This is a genomic window from Pandoraea sp. SD6-2 (assembly GCF_000389825.1).
Taxonomy (GTDB): domain Bacteria; phylum Pseudomonadota; class Gammaproteobacteria; order Burkholderiales; family Burkholderiaceae; genus Pandoraea; species Pandoraea communis.
Genome location: NZ_KB944439.1, coordinates 171,891 through 186,430 on the forward strand (window position 1 = coordinate 171,891; position 14,540 = coordinate 186,430).

The window sequence follows — 14,540 nt, forward strand, 5'->3', positions numbered from 1 at the left end:
CGACCAATGACAGCCGTTGCATTTCTCAGGTCGCGCGTGCCGAGCAAAATCGGCACATGGACGCTCTGCTCAATCCCCGCACTGGTGGCTACGCTGGCTCGCAAACGGATTCGTTGGCGAACGCGATCTATATTCGCCTCGAAACACCGCTTGGTTCTTGGTGGGCGGCCCCCAATGTCGGCTCGTTGCTCCATACGCTGGCCCGAGAAAAGGACACGCCGCGCGTGCGACGCCTGGTCGAGCAATACGCCGAGCAGGCCCTCGCCCCCATCGTTAAGGACGGACGGGCGACCAAGATCATCCTCAAGGCCGACGCGTGCAATCCCGGCTGGGTCTTGCTACATATCGACGTGCACCAGGCGGCGGGCAAATCGCAGTACTTTCAATACCAGGTCAAGGTGTCGTAATGCCGGGTACGATCCTGACACTCGACCAGGTCCGCGCGAACATGTTGCGCGAGATCCGCAATCAACGCGTGGACGCGCACATCGGAGAAGACTCCGATTATTTCGTGCGTGCGAGCAGCGTTGCCAGTGCCGTCGAAGGACTGTACGCGCACCAGGCGTGGCTTGAGCGGCAAATTTTCCCTGACACGGCCGACGAGCGAAACCTCATCCTGCACGCGAGGCTGCGCGGCATCGAGCGAAAGACGGCGGTCATCGCTAGCGGCCAAGCGCGCATCGACGGCAAGCCGCAGAGCGCCGTCGCCAGCGGCTTGAGAGCCAAATACCGAGACGGCACGGCATACATCACGACCTCGGGCGGCACGACCGACGCCACGGGGCATCTCCTGGTCGACGTAGAGGCCATCGTCGCCGGGAAGCTCGGCAACCGCGAGGATGGCCAGACGCTCACGCTCACCGTGCCGCCCGCTGGATTCGACGCCACGCTTACGATCACCCATCTGCGCGGCGGCACCGAGATCGAATCGCTCGACAGCCTGCTCGCCCGGCTACTCCAACGGATTCGCCGCCCGCCTGCTGGAGGCAACAAATACGACTATTGGCAGTGGGCCATGGAAGTGCCGGGCGTGTCGGCCGCCTATGTCTACCCGCTGCGTCGAGGGCTGGGCACGGTCGATGTGGTCATTGTGACGCACGACGGTCTGCCCTCGGACAAGGTGCTCAAGGCCGTCCAGGCGCGTATCGACGAGATGCGTCCGGTGCGCGCAAAAGACGTGCGCGTGATGATGCCGACGATCAAGACGTATGACGTGACGGCGGCCCTCAAGCTTGACGGCCTGACGCTGGACGTGGCGCGCGAGGTAATCACGAGCAGCCTCAAGGCCTATAGCGCCACGCTCTCGCCTGGCGAAACCGCGATCCGCAATCGCATCGGCGGTGTGATCAACGACACGACCGGTGTCATCGACTACACGCTCGACAGCCCGGCCGCCAACGTCGTCGCACTCGTTAATGAACACGTGGTCGAGTGGTGCCAACTCGGGAAGGTCGAGTTGCGGGTGATGGCATGAGTCACGCCGAGCTGCTCAGCCAGTTGCTCCCACCGGTGTCGTATGCGCCGGGCGAGCCGAATCTGGCGCTGGGACTCATGGTTGAGGGCATGGCGCTCGATCGTGCGCTGGCCGACGCTGAGGCGATCGAGGATGCAATCACCCCGTACTACGCCCATCAATATTTGCCGGACTGGGAGCGCGTGTGCGGCCTCGCGCCGAAGCCAGATGCGACGCTTCAGCAACGTGTCTCGACTGTTGTAGCAAAGCTCAATGAAACCGGTGGCTTGTCGATCCCGTATTTCATGCGGCTGGCCGCTGCGCTGGGCTATCGGATCGAGATCGTCGAGCCGGAACCGTTTCGCGTGGACGAGGCGTGCGTTGGGGACGCGCTATGGAACGAGAACATTGTGGACCAGTGGGGCGTGATCGTGCACGGCGCACCGGAGCTGACGTACGACTTTCGCGTTGACGAGAGCACCGTTGGTGAGCCGTTGATGGCCTTCTCCGATCCCATCCTCGAAGCCATGTTTCGTGATCTCAAACCGGCAGACACCTTCGTCTACTTTCAATATCTGGACAAATAACCATGCAACGTATTGATACGCCTGACGGCCATTTCCATGCGGGCGATCCGTCGGCAGGCGTCAAAGGCAGCGTCGTCACACGGGACTACATGGAGGCCGTGCAGGAAGAACTTGCCGCCATCCCTGAGAGTGTCGGCATCAAGCTGGACAAGGGGGACAACAAGCAGATCCTGAAGGCAATTCAGAAGATGCTCGCTAGTGCGGTGGGTGGTCACGCGACGTCGGACGATGTCCAGAAGCTGATCGCCAAGGCCGTAGAGCCATACCTCCCCAAATCCGAGGCCGACTTCGCCAAAAAAGCGGGCGACGCCGCACAGACGTTTCAGGTAGCCGATGCGACCGAAGATGGGCATGCGTTAAACCGCCGATCGGCGAATGGCCTGTATGCCAAGAAGGGCGAGGCAGGCGCTTCCACCTGGGATGGTGTCACAGGCAAGCCTACCACGCTCGATGGCTACGGCATCAAGGGCGAAGCCGATGGCCGCTATCTCGCCAAAGACTCGATGGCGATCACGCGCTTACAGACGTCGAATGTGACCTCCAGCGTGTCATCGATCGATTTCTCGAATCTGTCCGACGACTATGCGCAGTACATCGTAGAAATCTGCGACTTGTCCACGGACACGATGGGGGCGGAGCTGTGGCTACGCTTATCTGAAGGGGGAAGCTGGCGCTCCTCATCCTACATAAGCACCTGGGCCTACAACAACCAGGCGCGCACGGGGGCCGCGCCGGGCAATGCTGGAGGTGACCACATCCAAATCCTGAACGGTATGCATGCCGGTAACGGACTCGGTGTGGCCGGGCGCATCGTGATCTACAGCCCGCATAGCGGCTCTGCGTTCAAGCGCCTCACCTGGGATATGCAGAACCACAACGCGGACTCGGGCGTGGGAACTGTCGCGCGCTACTACGGCGCAGGAGCGCTTGAGAGCCAACGGTCCATCGACGGCATCCGTCTGCAACTCTCAAGCGGCAGCATCGTCAACGCGACCGTCAAGCTTTATGGAGTGAATTGATATGAAACGTCTTGTAAATGGTGTCGAGATCGACATTCCTGCCGACGAACTCGCGGCGTTGGCCGCCGAGCAACTGGCGGGGGCGAAATCCGCTCGTATCGCCTGGCTGAACAGTGACTGCGCGCAAGCCATTGTTTCGGGTTTTCAGTCGAGCGCGCTGGGCGAGCCGCATACCTATCCGTCGCACCCTACCGACCAGCAGAACCTGAGCGCGGCCGTGACCGCTTCGCAGTTGCCAGTGTTCAGTGCCAACAAAGACTGGCGCGTGCCATTCCCGTGCGCGGATGCCCAGCACGTCTGGGCACGTCGAGAGCACACGGCCGCGCAGATTCAGCAGGTGGGCATGGATGCTTTTGCGGCGGTCGCGGCGCGGTTGCAGCAAAAAGACGCGCTTGTGTTGAAAGTCCAGGTCGCGAAGACGGAAAAGGAAGTCGCGGCGATTGTGTGGCCTGCGTGATGCGCGGGCCGCAGGCACAGCCGCCTCGCTTGCGCCCCCCGTCGCAGATCACCGATATCTCGTGTCCCGCTAGAAATAGAAATATGTTGACAACTTCTACCGTTGCATTTGTTGCCGCTGGTGCGGCCAGCGGCGCAACACTCGCGGCCATTTGGCCGCAAGCCGATCTGGTAGTGCTCAGCGGTGTGCTGTGTGGCGCGCTGATTTTTGCACTACGCAGCCAGGAAACGTCGCGCCTCAAAAAGATCTTGTACTTCTGCGTCTCGCTGGTGGGCGGCTACGCCGTGACGCCGAGTCTTGAAGTGGCTGCACCGTGGCTGCCTGCGTGGCCGGCCGCATTCTTTTCGTCCGCGTTGGTGGTAACGCTGGCTATGGTTCTACTCAGTTGGGTGGAGACGGCATTGCCGCAAGCCCTGACCCAACTGCTTAACAAGATGATTGGAGGTGGTAAATGACGAGGCTCGTTGCGCATTTTCATGCGGCCGGGGTGCTGGACTTCTGGATGCTGGTGGCGACAGGCGTGATGGCTACGGCCATTTTCCTGCTGGTGGTGTTTGGCCCGCCAGCGGGCAAGCAGACGCCCGCGCTCTCGCACCGGCTCGCCCGTTACGTGCTGGCGAGTTCCTTCGGGGTATTGGCGCTGCGTGTCTGGGTGGGCTGGTTCAACACCCCGGTGGAGCCTGCCAACGTGGTGATTCTTGTGCTGGCGCTGTGGGTGATCTGGCGTTGCCGAGGGGATGTGTCCGTGCTGCTGACGGCGGTGCGGCAGGCGGGACGATAAGGGACAAACGATGAGCAACTACGACGCATCAGCACTGAAAGCCGAGTTGACCTGCGACGAAGGCTATCGGCTGCGCTTGTATGTCGATACGGTGGGAAAGGTTTCTGGCGGGATCGGGCGCAACCTGACCGACAAGGGCCTTCGCCCTGACGAGGTCGATCTGATGTATGCGAACGATATTTCGGAAGCCGAGGCGTGGCTCGATCACAACCTGCCATGGTGGCAGTCGCTTGATCCGGTGCGTCAGCGCGTGCTGATGAACATGGCGTTCAACCTGCAGGGCAGGCTGTTGGAGTTCCGAAATTTCCTGGCGTCCGTGGAGCGTCACGACTGGCCGGTGGCGAAGCGGGAAATGCTGGATAGCCGGTGGGCGCAAGAGGTAGGCGCACGCGCCACACGCCTGGCGTCGATGATGGAGACGGGCGTATGACTTGGCTCAGTCCCCGTGTGTGGGGCGTATGTCTCCTGGCCGTCTCGCTCGGCATTGCCGGTGGTTACTGGAAGGGGCACCGGGACGCCGATCAATCGGCCAAGGTGGCGATGCTTGAGAAGACCGCCAAGGAACTCGCCGCAGAGCGAGACGAATACCGTGAACGTGTACAAACCCAAGCAGGAATTACCAATGACGCGAAACAATCCGCTGACAAAGCGCGCGACGACGCTCGCGCTGCTACTGCCGCTTCTGACCAGTTGCGCCGCCGAGTTGCCGAACTCGTCACCGTCGCGCGCCATTCCACCGCTGCCGACGGAAGCGCGCCAGCCGCAGACCCCATCGGAGTGCTTGCCGACGTGCTCGGCCGCGCTGATGAACGAGCGGGGAAACTGGCGGAATTCGCTGACGCTGCCCACATCGCAGGGCTTGCCTGTGAGCGAAGCTATGACGCGCTAAATGCCGGGATGCGTTGACGCCAGGGCGTCGTAACTGCGGGGCGCTGTGAGAAAAGACCCATCCGGACCAAACGTGATCCGGATGGAGGGCGTTGAGCATCCCCCCAGACACTCGCGGCCAATACGCCGGGAGGCAAGGCGTGGTACGTTGGGCATTGCGATCCATATCCCACGAAAGAATCGCCCCAAATTCTCGTTTTTTTGGGACGGGTCTTCTCACGAAAAAAAGCCCGTACCGGGGGGTACGGGCCCCGAAATTCTCCCCCGTCGGGGGTGGCGAGGGGAGAAGACCCAGCGCGAGTATCAGACGTCCCGAACAAAAATTGAATGGGGCTTGGCCCATCTGTCGGCATTGCTGCGAGGGGGCGTCGCCGAAATCTGTAGAGGGTCTTTGGTAAGGCAAGTGTTGATAGCGGCCGCTGCCGTGGTGGTGACAATTTTCGGATCACGCCCATATGCTTCCTTTGCGTCCAAGTGGCAGTCTGCGTTGAGGTGGTGAGCCTAATAGGTGAGATTGCGTGGCTTTGCTACCGGACATGTGGGATTGACTCTTATTGGATTGAAGGAGTGTTTATGTCTGATCGTCCGGACGCTGCGCTCGGCGTGGCGTTGGTGGGGGCTTTAATCGTTGCAGCCTATTTGTATTCCGTCTCCAAGCTCCTTGGAGCTGATTTCAAGACGACCGCCAACGCGGTTGGATATTCGGCCATAGTCCTGGGGCTGACTGGCGGCTGCCTGTATTTTCTAGGATTCGAATGGCTGGGGCCTTGTTCTGTCGCTGGTCTCGCATTCCTCTGGCCTGGGTGGTGGCCTGTTTTGCGGAGCATCGCGGCGGGAGGCCGGTCACCGGATGAATATCCGTGGTCAATGTCTGAGGCTTGGTACACAAATGACCTATTTCTGAAGGGGAGCGAGGCGGTGATAGTTATCGTCTTGGCATGGTTGCTGTACCGAGTATGGAATCTGCGCTTCCGATATTGAGGAGTTCGCTCCGTTTTTGTTATTTTTCTTTTGAGGGCTTGCGATGAGGAGGCCCTCATCAACTGTTCCTGGTGGATGTGCGGTCGAGTGGCCTAGGATGTCGACGTGTAAAATTGGCGTCGGGCTGCCGTCCATGAAGTGAATTCATCCCTACACGTATCCACCAATCCGGGACGTTAGCTCAGTGGATAGAGCAACAGCCTTCTAAGCTGTCGGTCGCTGGTTCGATTCCAGCACGTCTCGCCACGGGCCTCTAGCTCATGCTTGGTTAGAGCAGCGAACTCATAATTCGTTGGTGCCGCGTTCGACTCGCGGGAGGCCCACCAAACCCGAGTGGTAAAATTGGTAGACACAGCAGACTTAAAATCTGCTGCGCCTTTCTCGGCGCGTGCCGTTTCGAGCCCGGTCTCGGGTACCAATTCAAGCATTGAACATGCGAATAGGACGATTTCGCGCAGTGTCAAAACTCGTGCGAATCGGTGTCAAATCGCGCGCCACGCTACAGTTGATGGCTGAGTGAACTCCATTCAGCATTACACCACGTTGCGCAGTACCTCTTGACACGCGTCAAGGAAGCGCCGAAGGGAGCACATTTACAGTGTCGGGATTGAATGGACAGCGTGCCGAAAGGGCTCGGATCTCTGCCCGGAAGCGGGCACCGACAAAGCCGATAGGAGGGGGTATTCGTGCCGCGCAGCTACAACTCGGTCACAAGTCTTTGCCGATGACTGCGGATTGCGTGCGTGCGGGAAGGAAAGGGCGATCGCGTTGCCCCGGCAAACTAAGTTTTTGCGGAGCGAAAGGAAAAGGGCCTGCATCTCTGCAAGCCCCTTGAATTCGTTTGGTAGGCCGTGCGGGATTCGAACCTGCGACCAACGGATTAAAAGTCACCTGCACGTGTATGTAAACACAGTTAATTTTCATGCGCTTACGTAAAATCAATGACTTAGCGAAGCATGAAATACTGTGTATACCGACAGTAAAGTGTCTCGGAAGGCAGAAAAACCCACACCTTTTACCGCTTGCCGATCTTGTCCACGGCGGCGCTAAGTCGATCCGTTACGAGGTGGCTATAGCGCTTCGTGGAGACCATCGACTTGTGTCCTAGAACTGCGCCCACAGTGTACAGGTCCACCCCTGCATTAATCATCTCCGACGCAGCTCCGTGCCGAAGGTCGTGAAATCGGACGTTCGGCAGTCCGGCGGCTATGCGCGCACGATCCCACACGTCGGAGAAGTGCACGTCGCTGATTGTGAACTTCACGCGCCGGGCCCAGACGGCTACCTTGCGATGGATGGGAACAATGCGAGGCGTGCCGTTCTTTGTGTCTGCCAGGGAGAAGCCTTTCTTCGTGACTTTTGCGCGTAGGATCTCCGATCGTCTCATTCCTGAATAGAAGGCGATCAGGATGGCGGCGCGAACTTCTCGGTTCTTGCACGCGCGCGCTATCCGCAGCATTTCTGCCCGCTGAGGATAAGCATGCCGCTCATTGTTGACGGCCGGGAATACCATCCGCTTCGTGTTGTCGTGCTCGATCTTCCCGATCTTGTGCATGTACTTCACTGCCGCGCGGATATAGGCAAGGATGTTCCGGATCGACGCGTCGGTGAGGGGGCGCTTCGGATCTCCGTCATGATCGCGACTCGCGCGCAGGTACCCGACGAATTTCACCGACCACTCGTGCAGGTCATCGGCTGGCGAGTCGTCGTACTCGGCGCGCCATTTCTCCAAGATCCGCACGCGGGCCTCGGCGTCCTTCCATTCGCCTTGCTTGTCGGTAATGTGCTTTCGAACACATTCACCGATCGTCACGACGGGCTTACGCGCGCCGGTGGCTATGGCGTAGACTTCTGCCTCCCACTCGCGCGCTATTTTGTCCGCTTCGGCCGCAGTAACTCCAGCAGGGAGGAGTTTTGTTTTGCGGATACGCTCGCCCTCGATGACGCGCTCGAACGTCCAGCGGAAACGCTTCTTACCGGATTTTGCAATGGTTTCGATCGGCATGATTCGAGATATCTGTACAGTGAGTCGATGTCGTATACGTGTGTTTTGCGGGTCAGTTTGAACCGCTGAATCGTGCGGCCCTCGGTGTCCAGCCGGCAGACGAAAGCTACCGGTACCCCTAGGATTGCCGCGGCTTCGGCCACAGGAACGAGTTTTCCCATGTTCCAATCCTCCAATCTCTCGCGGTCGCCCGCAAAGTCTGCCTCAGAATGCAAACGGGGACGCGCTAACAAGGGCGTCCCCGCTTTCCAGTCATCAAATCAAGCACCAACGGCGGCGCTCACGTCTAAATTCCCCAATCTCTCGCGGTGACCCGCAGAATCTCTTTCAGTGCTTCGGCCGTGTCGGCCAAAAATTCTCTGCCGTTCTTGGGGCATAAAGCGAAGTCGTGACACGACACTAGGCATTCACCAGTAGCCTTTGTGGAGAAGCCTGATATGTCGTATTTGGCCCCGATTTTCGTCAATGCAAAGTTGTTCAAATTTGAGTCAATCGAAAAGAAGGTGGAGGCAGAAGCTTGGGTCCGTGCCCGGCCACGTCCTATCGACTTAGCGGAATTCCTACGCGAGTTTCCTGACGCCTCTCCCAAAGGCGAGTTGAGGCCCGGCGGCGGAATCTCGGCGTAGGTCATGCTGCTGCAATCTCACGTTGCTCGCGTGCGCTGAAGGCTGCCATTTCCGGCACGTTTGCGCGCACCAGCGCTGCAGCCATCGGTGGGCTGACGCTGTTGCCACACATGCGAACCTGCGCATGCTTTGCGAGGCGCTTGCCGTTGAACACCGGCGCGATGACGTAGCTCGCGGGAAAGCCCTGCGCCGCGTATAGCTCATGCGGCTCGAGCATGCGCATGCCGATGTCGGCGATCTGGTACGTCTGGCCGGCGACCGTGACGAGGCCCATGCGATCGGTGCACGGGATCGTGTGCATCGGGTCACGGCAGTCCTGATCCTGGCCGCCTTCGCTGTAGTACTTCACCAGGAAGGCGCGAACCTCGCCGGTGTGGTTGCCCTGTGCCGAGATCGTAGGCGCGGGCTCCGCGGTAGCGCTTCCCGTGCATTCGCCGCGGAGCTTGACCATGTGCGACGACACCAGCGCATGATGGTCGGCCGTCGTGATCGTGCTGGCCGGCTCTTTCAGTCCGACGCCGGACCCGTCGTAATTCCCGCCGTAGTGCTTCGCGAGAAAGGCCGCTGCGAGAGCGAAGTGCCCACCCTTGACCTCGGCGCATTGGGTGCGCAGCGGCTCGTCTGCCGACCAAGAGCGTTGCGTCGAAGCATTCGCGCACTCAGTCAGCACCGGCGCGACAAGGCCAAACCCGTGTTTGCCGGTCAGCGTCTGAATTGGTTCGCCGAGCGGCTGACCCCGGAAGTATTCGTACCCGTGGTTCACCTTCACGATGAACGGATCGGCCGAGTTGATGACGTACCGGCGCATGCCCCGCGCGATTCGGCGCTGCGTTGTCTCAGCCAATTCCTTCTTGCGCTCGAAGATGGACGGGCAGGGGATCGACCAGTCGATGCACTCGGCGGCTGTGCGCCACGGTTTGCGTTGGCCTGCGATCACGGCGGCACTGCCCGGCGCGCCGTGAGTCGGCTCGGGCCACACGATCGGCTTTCCGTCGCAACGTGCGATCAGGAACAGGCGTTTGCGGATCGTTGGCGCGCCATAGTCGCAGGCGCGTAGTTCGCGCCATTCCACAGTGTATCCGAGGCCATTCAACAGGCGGTCGGCGTGATCCTTCCCGGGCTCGATGTTCAGGAACTCGCACGCTTCCGAAAACGCCGGGTGGAGTGCGGAAATTCCGTCGGAAAGCATCGCGACGAACCCCTTGAACGTTTCACCCTTTCGGGCCGGGTCCGGTCGGTACTCCCCGGAGTCAATCTCGATCAGCGGTCCCCAGGTCACGAATTCCTCGACGTTTTCGACCGGAACGACTCGCGGGCGTACCAACAGCATCCAACGCAGGATGATCCACGCAAGCCCACGAATTTCCTTCTTTACCGGCGCGCCACCCTTGGCCTTGCTGAAGTGCTTGCAGTCCGGTGAGAACCAAGCGAGGCCCACAGGACGACCCTGTGTCAGCGCGAGCGGGTCTACGTCCCACACCGATTCGCAGTGGTGCTCGGTCTGCGGGTGGTTCATCGCGTGCATTGCGACGGCCTCGGGATCGTGGTTGATTGCGTGATCGACGTGGCGCCCGAGAGCCAGCTCGATACCGCAGCTCGCGCCGCCGCCGCCGGCGAAGTTATCGATGATCAACTCGTCGGAAATGTCGAGAAGGAACTGATCTCTGATCATGCTAGGATTCCTGAAAAAAAACGGGGGTAACGCATGTGGCGATACGCAGCCAGCTTGATTGGCGGAATGGTGGGTGGATACTTTGTGGCGAAGTTCTGGCAGTACCCGCCGAGCAGTAGTCAGGATGCTGCCGCGTGGGTGCAGGCTGTGGGATCGATCATGGCCATTGCCGGAGCCGTCTGGATCTTTCGGGCTCAACGGCGCGGCGACAGACGTGACAAATGGGATGGGATGCTCGCGATCGTCACCGTGGTCAAAGCCGACATCCAAAGCATCTATGCGTTCTGCGATACGACGAATGCTTCGCGATTTGATCCCGACCTCTATTTCGACGAAATATATCGCCCAGAGAATTTTGCACACGTTGACGATTTGCTCTCAGCCATACCTGTTCACGAAATTCCGTATGCGTGGGCCGCTTGGAATTTGATCGCCCTTCGGAGAGAACTTCGCCGCCTGGCTGATCTTCTCGCCGGGATGAACCAATCGCACTTGCGTCTTGGGAAGGAGGGTGTGATCGACGAGTGTGTGATAGCGATGGAGCACGCGCGAGCGATCAAGAACCTTGCCGACGGGGTTAGAGATAGGCAATCGGTACACCATATGTAGCGTCACGCCCCCTTAGCGCCGTCGACGCGTCATACTAGACGTCCTCGAAAGTTAAGGAGATCGGTATGTATGCAGTTGACTATGAAGGGTATGCAATCAGTGTTTTGATTGAGCGAGCGAAGCAATCCGAGCACCCCAACGGATTTGCCGTTTCCATCGTCATTAAGGCGGACGGCGAAGTTGTAGACCGGCAGCGGCGCACTGTGGAATTCGAGACCCCGAAGGAGTCTGCTGTGGCGCTTGATTGGGGACTAAAGCTGGCCCGCCGTCGTATCGATACGGGGAGCTGGGACTAGCACCACGGCCCTCACGCTGTCGGCGCGTGGTGCTAGGATTCCTCGAAACGAAAGGAGGCTGAGATGGCCAAACCAGTCCTGTCGCCCGAACAATTCATCAACGAGGTTAATCGCCGACTTCCCAACATGTTCGGCTACAAGCCCGGCATGAAAGCGTTTCTGGTTCCTGACGGAGCCGATGGCGCGCATGCGACTGGCTACGACTGTGAGCCAGATGATCTGGCCACGATTGGCGCCGTGAAGGCAGCGTCCGACGCGGTGCTGCGGGAATTTGACGTGAATCCGTACATTTCTCGCGTCTAGCATCACGCCCCCTTAGCGCCGTCGACGCGCTTGAACTCGACCACCCACACCCACGGGTTGGCGTCCCAAGAGCCGGGGCCGCTGATCGAATTCCACAATTGGCGAAAGTGGGCACGCGGCAGGCTTTCGAGTAGATCGCCGGACGACAAGACGCCCTCGGCACCACCGGTCAATCCGATTCCTTCAGCGATGCAATCCTGGTCGCTGATACTGTTCAGGCGCTCAATACGCACGCCGGTCACGTCGAGCAGCGTCCGAGCAGCTTTGCGCGGCATATGGATCGAAGGACGCCACTGTCGATATTTCCCTTCCGGCGACTTCTCGCCATCAGGCCCATGCGGGTCATCTAGGTAATCGGCGCGATAGAAGACGAGGCAGCCGTCATCGTACGGCCCGAGGGGGTGGTTGCTGTGCTGCCACGTCTCGCGCACCCACAAGCGGTCACCCGCAACTCCGTATGGCGAGTGCTTCTCTGCGAACGTCGTCTGTCCCATGCAGTGGTACGTCCCGCGCGATGTGCACTCAGCAATTACGCTGAGTCGGTCGGTGCCAGTTGGCAACATGTCGGGGCAGACGAACAGATCTCCGATCTCGATATCGCTGAAGGTCGGTGGGTTCGTCCGGCTGACATACGGTTGCTTCTTCATCACGCGCCGCGTCTGCGTCTTCGAGCCGTCGAGGATGGCGCGCACCATCGGCGCGCTGAAAAGGATAGGGCGCTCGCGCACCGGCATTGGAGTGCTTTGGCTCATGCTAGGATTCCTCAAAAGATCCGGGGCGCTAAATGAACAAGGTTGATAGATCGGTCATCGACGATGGACGTGCGGTGTTGCTTGTCGCGTTCGGCATGCTGCTCGGAGTCGTTTTCGCTTACATCTGGCCGTGGAAGACATTGATCGTTGGTCAAACAAAAGACTGGGTCGATATCGCAACTGCGATCGGGACTGTTGGCGCGGTGGTGGCAGCAGTCGGAATCGCGTTGCGAGACGCGCGCTGGCGTCGTGAGACCAAGGAGTCGGAAGCCGTAATGGCCTGGGGTTTGGTCAGCGACGAGTTGCGCGCCAAAGGTGACGAGTTGAAGGAGATGTTGTCCGTCTTTTTCGCCGAGCCCGACCGCCTGCGACGGTCTGCCGAAAGCCTCTACGCCGCAAAGCGCGTCTCAGCCAATTTGGCGCTGACGATCCCACACGACATGCTAATCAAGCTCGCGAGCCTTCCTGGCGGAAGGGGCGGTCGCATCGCGCACGCTGTAGGCCTTTTCCCATCGATTCGACGTCTGCTTGAGCAGTACATCAGCGCAGGGGACTCGCATGAGGTTTACTCGACAAGGAGTCTGGCGATACCGAAAATTGAGCAGGCTCTGGAAGATATCGAGATCGCTTTTCGAGACAAGGACGATAGGAGAATGAAGTAGCATCACTCCCCCTTAGCGCCGTCGACACGCTCGAAATAGAACACCACGGGCGCGCCGGTTTCCTGAACCAGTCCGTACGCTCTCGCCAGCCGGTAAATCGGGTGGTAGCTGTTCAACGACGTCACATGCCCAGCGAGCCAAGTGCGCCAGTATTCGAGGCCCATCGATCCCTTGCTGATGTTGCAGGGCGGGCACGCAGGCATCATGTTTTCGATCACGTCGCGCTCTGGCCGTAGTGGCGTAGTCGTCGCTAGGCGCACGCCGCCGTTAGGGGCGTCCACACGCTTCAGATCGCGAATGCACGGCTCGAAGTGATCGGCATGCCAGTGCGCGGGCAATTCGCAGCCGCAATAGGCGCAACGGCCGTCGTATTTCTGGCGCACCTGCTCGCGTTGAGCTTTCGTCAGTTTCACGATTTCCGCTCCTCCGCTGCCTGAGAGGCGGCGCGCACTATGGCTCTACGAGTTGCAGCGTATTCGTCGCGGTTGAACTGTTCGCGCACAAGCGGTTCATCCTCGCGCGCTGGGCATACCCATACTTCGGTATCCTGGCGCCGAATCTGGATTTCGAGTCCCAGCTTCACCGCCAGCCGTAGCGCGTCGCCGTCGTCGGTGAGAGGACGCCACGGCACCGGTATGTTCAGATTGCCGTTATACGCGTAGCAAAAGTCTTGGCCCCACCAGGAACCCTCAATCCCCGCCGCCTTAGCGGCCAGTTCCAGCAATTCGCGATCAGTCACGGGCTTCCCCCTTCGCCTTGGCGGCAATGGCGTCGACAACTGCGTCCAATTCTGCGCCGGCATCTGGCGCTACATAGGTAGGCCGGAGATTGATGATGTGAAATGCATCTCCGACGATGCACACTTTGTGGCGGACGATCCTATACCTTTCCGCATCCCGCTTGTCCTCCCCGCCATCCGCCGACAGCGCGGCGCAGGCGTAGTCCAGCGCAGCAAGCCAGACATGACGAGCTTTCTGAGATTCCCAATGCCCGTACTCGTTGAGACTGCCTTTCTCGGCCTTGTCAAAGCGCTGGCAATCCTTGATGAACGTTTGACCGCGTGCGAATCGCTCAAACGCCTCCCGCTCATCCCCGCCCACCTGCGCGGTGGGCGAGATCGGCGTTAGGAACGTGCCGGTCGACTCAAGGTCGTATGAGCCCGCCGGACATTTGCCTACGGCCTGGCGCACAACGTCCCAGTCCACTTCCTTCGCGGGAGACGTGAGGGCGGCACTCCACGGAGACTCAAGCAACCGGCGAATGACTTCTGTTACGATTTCCGGATGGTGAGTCGGCATGCGCCTCAGTTCTTGCGCGAGGCCGTAATTGGTATAGTCCGTTGGTTTCATTTGCATTCGCCTTTTACGATTTTCCACGACGCTTCGCCCCATGCCATGCGGCAGTATTGGCACATCCGACATAGTCCGAACTGCGTTGGCTTCCATTGCG

General features: G+C 59.8%; 19 protein-coding genes and 3 tRNA genes. 16 read left to right on the forward strand and 6 right to left on the reverse strand.

The features are described from left to right. The first annotated feature begins 56 nt into the window (after positions 1 to 56). The 13 genes from C266_RS11860 (at position 57) to C266_RS11920 (ending at position 6,584) form a co-directional block, all read left to right on the forward strand. On the forward strand, positions 57 to 407 hold the full coding sequence (locus tag C266_RS11860) for a phage GP46 family protein (protein ID WP_010806500.1): 351 nt from the start codon (positions 57 to 59) through the stop codon (positions 405 to 407). After that, positions 407 to 1,474: a baseplate J/gp47 family protein gene (locus C266_RS11865; RefSeq protein ID WP_010806501.1), complete on the forward strand. Its 1,068-nt coding sequence runs from the start codon at positions 407 to 409 to the stop codon at positions 1,472 to 1,474. The genes C266_RS11860 and C266_RS11865 overlap by 1 nt, the downstream gene beginning before the upstream one ends. Next, entirely contained in the window at positions 1,471 to 2,040 is a 570-nt protein-coding gene (locus tag C266_RS11870; protein ID WP_010806502.1) for a YmfQ family protein, read from the forward strand. The genes C266_RS11865 and C266_RS11870 overlap by 4 nt, the downstream gene beginning before the upstream one ends. A 2-nt stretch (positions 2,041 to 2,042) precedes the next feature. After that, a complete protein-coding gene (locus tag C266_RS28060; protein ID WP_010806503.1) occupies positions 2,043 to 3,059 on the forward strand; it encodes a hypothetical protein in 1,017 nt (338 codons plus the stop codon). A gap of 1 nt (position 3,060) precedes the next feature. Further along, positions 3,061 to 3,516, forward strand: a complete 456-nt coding sequence (locus tag C266_RS11880) for a hypothetical protein (protein WP_010806504.1) — start codon at positions 3,061 to 3,063, stop codon at positions 3,514 to 3,516. An 83-nt stretch (positions 3,517 to 3,599) separates the two neighbouring features. Further along, positions 3,600 to 3,971 (forward strand): putative holin, encoded by a 372-nt coding sequence (locus C266_RS11885; protein WP_010806505.1) that lies wholly within the window; start codon positions 3,600 to 3,602, stop codon positions 3,969 to 3,971. Beyond that, entirely contained in the window at positions 3,968 to 4,297 is a 330-nt protein-coding gene (locus tag C266_RS11890) for a hypothetical protein (protein ID WP_010806506.1), read from the forward strand. Before C266_RS11885 ends, C266_RS11890 begins: the two co-directional genes overlap by 4 nt. A gap of 10 nt (positions 4,298 to 4,307) precedes the next feature. Then, on the forward strand, positions 4,308 to 4,727 hold the full coding sequence (locus C266_RS11895; protein WP_010806507.1) for a lysozyme: 420 nt from the start codon (positions 4,308 to 4,310) through the stop codon (positions 4,725 to 4,727). Then, on the forward strand, positions 4,724 to 5,203 hold the full coding sequence (locus C266_RS26815; protein WP_081636260.1) for a DUF2514 family protein: 480 nt from the start codon (positions 4,724 to 4,726) through the stop codon (positions 5,201 to 5,203). The genes C266_RS11895 and C266_RS26815 overlap by 4 nt, the downstream gene beginning before the upstream one ends. A gap of 555 nt (positions 5,204 to 5,758) precedes the next feature. Continuing rightward, positions 5,759 to 6,166, forward strand: coding sequence for a hypothetical protein (locus C266_RS11905; protein WP_010806509.1), 408 nt, complete (start codon positions 5,759 to 5,761; stop codon positions 6,164 to 6,166). A gap of 170 nt (positions 6,167 to 6,336) precedes the next feature. Further along, positions 6,337 to 6,412 (forward strand) — tRNA-Arg (locus C266_RS11910). Position 6,413: 1 nt separating this feature from the next. Next, positions 6,414 to 6,492: transfer RNA gene (locus tag C266_RS11915), tRNA-Ile, on the forward strand. A 1-nt stretch (position 6,493) separates the two neighbouring features. Next, a tRNA-Leu gene (locus C266_RS11920) sits at positions 6,494 to 6,584 on the forward strand. Between the two features lie 597 nt (positions 6,585 to 7,181). Here the strand turns inward: C266_RS11920 and C266_RS11925 are convergent. Both C266_RS11925 and C266_RS11935 read right to left on the reverse strand, forming a co-directional pair. Then, a complete protein-coding gene (locus C266_RS11925; protein WP_010806510.1) occupies positions 7,182 to 8,171 on the reverse strand; it encodes a site-specific integrase in 990 nt (329 codons plus the stop codon). A gap of 627 nt (positions 8,172 to 8,798) precedes the next feature. Then, positions 8,799 to 10,469, reverse strand: a complete 1,671-nt coding sequence (locus C266_RS11935; protein ID WP_010806512.1) for a DNA cytosine methyltransferase — start codon at positions 10,467 to 10,469, stop codon at positions 8,799 to 8,801. Between the two features lie 674 nt (positions 10,470 to 11,143). Here C266_RS11935 and C266_RS11945 point away from each other — a divergent pair. Then, a complete protein-coding gene (locus tag C266_RS11945) occupies positions 11,144 to 11,374 on the forward strand; it encodes a hypothetical protein (RefSeq protein WP_010806514.1) in 231 nt (76 codons plus the stop codon). A gap of 63 nt (positions 11,375 to 11,437) precedes the next feature. After that, positions 11,438 to 11,677: a hypothetical protein gene (locus C266_RS11950; RefSeq protein ID WP_010806515.1), complete on the forward strand. Its 240-nt coding sequence runs from the start codon at positions 11,438 to 11,440 to the stop codon at positions 11,675 to 11,677. A 2-nt stretch (positions 11,678 to 11,679) separates the two neighbouring features. Here C266_RS11950 and C266_RS11955 read toward each other — a convergent pair whose 3' ends face one another. Then, positions 11,680 to 12,429 (reverse strand): hypothetical protein, encoded by a 750-nt coding sequence (locus C266_RS11955; protein WP_246831174.1) that lies wholly within the window; start codon positions 12,427 to 12,429, stop codon positions 11,680 to 11,682. 32 nt (positions 12,430 to 12,461) lie between these two features. Between C266_RS11955 and C266_RS11960 the strand changes: the two genes are divergently transcribed. Beyond that, a complete protein-coding gene (locus C266_RS11960) occupies positions 12,462 to 13,091 on the forward strand; it encodes a hypothetical protein (protein ID WP_010806517.1) in 630 nt (209 codons plus the stop codon). Between the two features lie 2 nt (positions 13,092 to 13,093). On the opposite strand, the gene C266_RS11965 is transcribed toward C266_RS11960, so the two are convergent. The 3 genes from C266_RS11965 to C266_RS11975 are packed head-to-tail and all read right to left on the reverse strand — an operon-like array spanning position 13,094 to position 14,536. Further along, positions 13,094 to 13,504, reverse strand: coding sequence for an HNH endonuclease (locus C266_RS11965; RefSeq protein WP_010806518.1), 411 nt, complete (start codon positions 13,502 to 13,504; stop codon positions 13,094 to 13,096). Continuing rightward, the gene (locus C266_RS11970; protein WP_010806519.1) at positions 13,501 to 13,830 is read right to left on the reverse strand and encodes a hypothetical protein; all 330 of its coding nucleotides are present in this window, start codon (positions 13,828 to 13,830) and stop codon (positions 13,501 to 13,503) included. Before C266_RS11970 ends, C266_RS11965 begins: the two co-directional genes overlap by 4 nt. Continuing rightward, on the reverse strand, positions 13,823 to 14,536 hold the full coding sequence (locus tag C266_RS11975) for a hypothetical protein (RefSeq protein ID WP_144265796.1): 714 nt from the start codon (positions 14,534 to 14,536) through the stop codon (positions 13,823 to 13,825). Before C266_RS11975 ends, C266_RS11970 begins: the two co-directional genes overlap by 8 nt. Positions 14,537 to 14,540: the final 4 nt, after the last annotated feature.

Coding starts and splice junctions, on each gene's coding strand:
- C266_RS26815 (WP_081636260.1), top strand. CDS start 4,724: ATGACTTGGCTCAGTCCCCGTGTGTGGGGCGTATGTCTCCTGGCCGTC.
- C266_RS28060 (WP_010806503.1), top strand. CDS start 2,043: ATGCAACGTATTGATACGCCTGACGGCCATTTCCATGCGGGCGATCCG.
- C266_RS11865 (WP_010806501.1), top strand. CDS start 407: ATGCCGGGTACGATCCTGACACTCGACCAGGTCCGCGCGAACATGTTG.
- C266_RS11945 (WP_010806514.1), top strand. CDS start 11,144: ATGTATGCAGTTGACTATGAAGGGTATGCAATCAGTGTTTTGATTGAG.
- C266_RS11950 (WP_010806515.1), top strand. CDS start 11,438: ATGGCCAAACCAGTCCTGTCGCCCGAACAATTCATCAACGAGGTTAAT.
- C266_RS11895 (WP_010806507.1), top strand. CDS start 4,308: ATGAGCAACTACGACGCATCAGCACTGAAAGCCGAGTTGACCTGCGAC.
- C266_RS11890 (WP_010806506.1), top strand. CDS start 3,968: ATGACGAGGCTCGTTGCGCATTTTCATGCGGCCGGGGTGCTGGACTTC.
- C266_RS11960 (WP_010806517.1), top strand. CDS start 12,462: ATGAACAAGGTTGATAGATCGGTCATCGACGATGGACGTGCGGTGTTG.
- C266_RS11975 (WP_144265796.1), bottom strand. CDS start 14,536: ATGGAAGCCAACGCAGTTCGGACTATGTCGGATGTGCCAATACTGCCG.
- C266_RS11870 (WP_010806502.1), top strand. CDS start 1,471: ATGAGTCACGCCGAGCTGCTCAGCCAGTTGCTCCCACCGGTGTCGTAT.
- C266_RS11860 (WP_010806500.1), top strand. CDS start 57: ATGGACGCTCTGCTCAATCCCCGCACTGGTGGCTACGCTGGCTCGCAA.
- C266_RS11935 (WP_010806512.1), bottom strand. CDS start 10,469: ATGATCAGAGATCAGTTCCTTCTCGACATTTCCGACGAGTTGATCATC.
- C266_RS11925 (WP_010806510.1), bottom strand. CDS start 8,171: ATGCCGATCGAAACCATTGCAAAATCCGGTAAGAAGCGTTTCCGCTGG.
- C266_RS11880 (WP_010806504.1), top strand. CDS start 3,061: ATGAAACGTCTTGTAAATGGTGTCGAGATCGACATTCCTGCCGACGAA.
- C266_RS11955 (WP_246831174.1), bottom strand. CDS start 12,429: ATGAGCCAAAGCACTCCAATGCCGGTGCGCGAGCGCCCTATCCTTTTC.
- C266_RS11885 (WP_010806505.1), top strand. CDS start 3,600: ATGTTGACAACTTCTACCGTTGCATTTGTTGCCGCTGGTGCGGCCAGC.
- C266_RS11905 (WP_010806509.1), top strand. CDS start 5,759: ATGTCTGATCGTCCGGACGCTGCGCTCGGCGTGGCGTTGGTGGGGGCT.